The sequence below is a fragment of the Moorena sp. SIO3E8 genome, from assembly GCF_010692445.1.
Taxonomy (GTDB): domain Bacteria; phylum Cyanobacteriota; class Cyanobacteriia; order Cyanobacteriales; family Coleofasciculaceae; genus Moorena; species Moorena bouillonii.
In genome coordinates, this window is the sequence record NZ_JAAHHM010000283.1 from 1 (window position 1) to 3261 (window position 3261).

The window sequence follows — 3261 nt, forward strand, 5'->3', positions numbered from 1 at the left end:
TATCCGTTACTCCACCTCCTCCACCACCACAATTTTCCATCACCCCTCCTCCTTCTGAGCCTACTAAACCAGTACCTTCTAGTGCTGTTGCGATCGCACGACAACGTGAGCAAAATTTAGTAGCTCAAGTGCGGATGCGGCGGAAGCAACTGAAAAAAGATGTAACCAATACCAGTGATGAGGAAGCTAGGAAAAACCTGGTAGAATGGATGGCTTTGGTAAAGGATACCTTACCCAAAAAGGAAGTCATACCAGAAGCAATAACAGTTAGTGCTACTTATCCAAAAGACGCTTGTATTAAGAAACTAGAAGGCACAACAGTCTTCGGAATTTTAGTAGGTGCTGATGGTGAAGTGACTAATGCACAGCTGATTCAGAGTGCAGGGTACGGCATTTTAAATCAGCAGGCACTGGAAGATATTCAGTTCCGCAAGTTTAACAACAAAACTGGCACAACAAAACCATACCAGGTCAAAGTAGCCTTTGACTATGATCAAGGCAACTGTCCTAGTCTATCGGTTTTCCAAGAAACTGCTAACCAGCCAGTTCCAGCAAAGCCAAATACTGTTAGTGGGGAAAACGCTGCTGCCAACAACCCAGTAATAGTAGTGCCTAAGCCAGAAACTCCTACCAATAACTCTGCTAACAATAACTCTACCGATAACAATAGGACAGTATCAGTTCCAGTAAAACCGAATACTGCAAGGGAAAATTCGAGCACTAGACCGAGTAGGGTGTCAGTACCAGTGCGGGAAAATACCTCTAGCCAAGACTCAACTCCTAAACCCAGGAGGGTGTCAGTACCAGTGCGGGACAATACCTCTACTCAGGAAAATACTCCTAAACCCAGGAGGGTATCAGTACCAGTGCGGGACAATACCTCTACTCAGGAAAATACTCCTAGACCTAGAGCAGTGCCTGTACAGCAAAATACTCCTACTCAGGAAAATACTCCTAAACCCAGGAGGGTGTTAGTACCAGTGCGGGACAATACTCCTACTCAGGAAAATACTACTCAGGAAAATACTACCAACACTACAGCTGTGCCAGTCAAGCCAGCTCAAGCTACTAATGAAAACTCAGGGAAAGAATCCGTTCCAGCAGCAGCAGCCAGTGAAGAGCAAAACTCACAAGAGGATAAAGCATGCAAATTCAAATCTAGATCAGCTCGCAGGCGCAACAGAATAGACTCCTTTACAACACCATCGTCGAGGTCATGTAAATAAGAGCTTTCTATTAGTTAAAGCCTGGGTTGTTGGTCAATGGAGCATTAACATTATTTTAGAATTAAGAATTAAGAATTAAGAATTAAGAATTAAGAATTAAGAATTAAGAATTTAGAATTAAGAATTAAGAATTTAGAATTAAGAATTAACCATTCTGCATTCACCATTCTGCATTCACCATTCTGCATTCACCATTCTGCATTCACCATTCACCATTCACCATTCACCATTCTGCATTCTGCATTCTGCATTCTGCATTCTGAGAGACAACCTTGGCCAATAGGCCACGCGATCGCTGAAAGCGGGACTCTCGGCAGAGCCGACGCTACGCGAACGTCCATCGCGTTCAACCCGATTAACGACTGGCAGGGAAACTGCCACCGATGAAGTGGACATCACTGAAGGTTTCAATCCACAGACGAGCGCCACAAGGCAGTGGATTATCCGGCTGATAGGTAATTCGACATGGGCCGAGGATTTCTACCTGGTTGCCATATAAATTGTTACCACTTCGTTTTACTGAAATCACTGGCTTGCGCTCTTGAGGGCTTTTGTGGAGATTCGAGCCAATGTGATTGCGGTTGACATTAATCTTGGCTAGAGCGGGAGGACGACTGGTACGCCATTTGCCTTTTGGTCCTCTAGTGCCTTTAATAATTTGAGGCATTTGGTTGAACAGAGGAATAATCCAGAATTTCCCACTTTTATAAGCACCCCGGACGCGACCCTTCTCTAGGAGTTGTCGCAATCGTCTCGAAGATATTCCTAACAGAGATGCCGCTTCGGTAGTACAAACGCACTTGTTCATAAGTTCCTCTTAAAAACTATTCCTATAGTTGTATTATAAAGGAAAAGCAAGGATGAAGCAACCCCAATTAGCGCAAAGGATAAGGAAGTCGCAAGACAGACTTTCGTCCGGTGATCAAGGACTAATTATCATTGTTGTAAATTGAGCTTAAGTGTTCTATCCGTCCGACTTAAGACAAGTTTGATATAGCGTTCGCGTTCGCGTAGCGTGGCCTTCGGCCTCAAGCGTGACCAAACGCGCCCCGCGTGGCCTTTTGGCCAAGGTCAATCCCATTTCCTCTCCCTTCCAAACACCCATCATTCAATCTCCTTGGGGACTCCTGTTATACTCGCCCATGAAGCGCGGGAGACGGGGCTTATAAACTGCGGACGCAGGTGACCCACACAGCCCCTTGGGAATTGGAGACTGAAACTCTTGCACTTTTCCAGCCGTTCCGCTATAAGATTGGTATTGGTAGCGGAAAGGTCGATGCTAACCCAAGTTAATAATCTTCGTTTAGACAGACAACAGATCTTGGCTCTTAGGCAAATGTGTCATTTGAGCAAGAACATGTTCAATGTAGGTTTATACAATGTCCGTCAGTATTTCTTTCAGGAACGCAAACATCTGCGGTACGAGGGTAATTATCATCACTCTAAAGAGAATGAGAACTACAAATTATTGCCGACGGACATTGCTCAACAAACTTTGAAAATTGTAGATAGATCCTTTAAGTCTTTCTTTGGTTTGCTAAAGCTAAATAAGAGTGGAGGTTACCAGGAAAAAGTGAGGCTTCCCAATTACTTACCCAAGGATGGTCATTTTCTTTTGGTTATCCCAGTAAGAAAGCGCGACTGGGATAAACTTCCCGGAAAGAACTGGTTATTTACCGTTCCTATGTCTCGTCAATTTAAAAAGGAGTACGGGGCAGTTCAATTTACTGTCCCAGAGAGGATAAGATCTAAGACTGTCAAGGAAATACGAATACTACCTAAATACAAAGCCAGGTATTTCGATGTTTGTTATTGCTACGAGGATGAGCCTGAGACAAAAGTAGAAAAAACTAGTGAAATCTTGGGCATTGATTTAGGACTTGATAATTTTGCCACGTGTGTTAGTACCCTGAAGGGGTGACGAAATAGCCTGAAAAGCTTTAAATGTAAAGCTTTCACCATTTTGTGCTAAAAAAAAGATAGGTCTCTTTTGTTCAACAAGACCTACCTATTGACAATGTTACCTGTATTCTAC

At 43.6% G+C, this 3261-nt stretch carries 5 protein-coding genes; 2 read left to right on the forward strand and 3 right to left on the reverse strand.

Annotated elements, in window-relative coordinates:
• Positions 1-1226, forward strand: a 1226-nt coding sequence (locus F6K46_RS38885; protein ID WP_293118098.1) for a TonB family protein, incomplete at its 5' end; no start/stop codon positions are given.
• Positions 1227-1442: 216 nt separating this feature from the next.
• Here the strand turns inward: F6K46_RS38885 and F6K46_RS38890 are convergent.
• From F6K46_RS38890 to F6K46_RS38900, 3 genes are all read right to left on the reverse strand, one after another.
• Complete coding sequence (locus F6K46_RS38890) at positions 1443-1622, reverse strand: hypothetical protein (protein ID WP_293067398.1); 180 nt, start codon at positions 1620-1622, stop codon at positions 1443-1445.
• Positions 1582-2034: a helix-turn-helix domain-containing protein gene (locus tag F6K46_RS38895; RefSeq protein WP_293067401.1), complete on the reverse strand. Its 453-nt coding sequence runs from the start codon at positions 2032-2034 to the stop codon at positions 1582-1584. The genes F6K46_RS38890 and F6K46_RS38895 overlap by 41 nt, the downstream gene beginning before the upstream one ends.
• A gap of 156 nt (positions 2035-2190) precedes the next feature.
• Positions 2191-2331 carry a hypothetical protein gene (locus F6K46_RS38900; protein WP_293118101.1) on the reverse strand — a complete coding sequence of 47 codons (141 nt, stop codon included), beginning with the start codon at positions 2329-2331 and terminating at the stop codon, positions 2191-2193.
• A 240-nt stretch (positions 2332-2571) separates the two neighbouring features.
• Here F6K46_RS38900 and F6K46_RS38905 point away from each other — a divergent pair, with 240 nt between their 5' ends.
• Positions 2572-3147 carry a transposase gene (locus F6K46_RS38905; protein ID WP_293118103.1) on the forward strand — a complete coding sequence of 192 codons (576 nt, stop codon included), beginning with the start codon at positions 2572-2574 and terminating at the stop codon, positions 3145-3147.
• The last annotated feature ends 114 nt before the right edge of the window (positions 3148-3261 follow it).

Bases quoted from the DNA above. Each gene is read 5' to 3' on its own strand.
- F6K46_RS38890 (WP_293067398.1), bottom strand. From the start codon at position 1,622: ATGTCCACTTCATCGGTGGCAGTTTCCCTGCCAGTCGTTAATCGGGTT.
- F6K46_RS38895 (WP_293067401.1), bottom strand. From the start codon at position 2,034: ATGAACAAGTGCGTTTGTACTACCGAAGCGGCATCTCTGTTAGGAATA.
- F6K46_RS38900 (WP_293118101.1), bottom strand. From the start codon at position 2,331: ATGGGTGTTTGGAAGGGAGAGGAAATGGGATTGACCTTGGCCAAAAGG.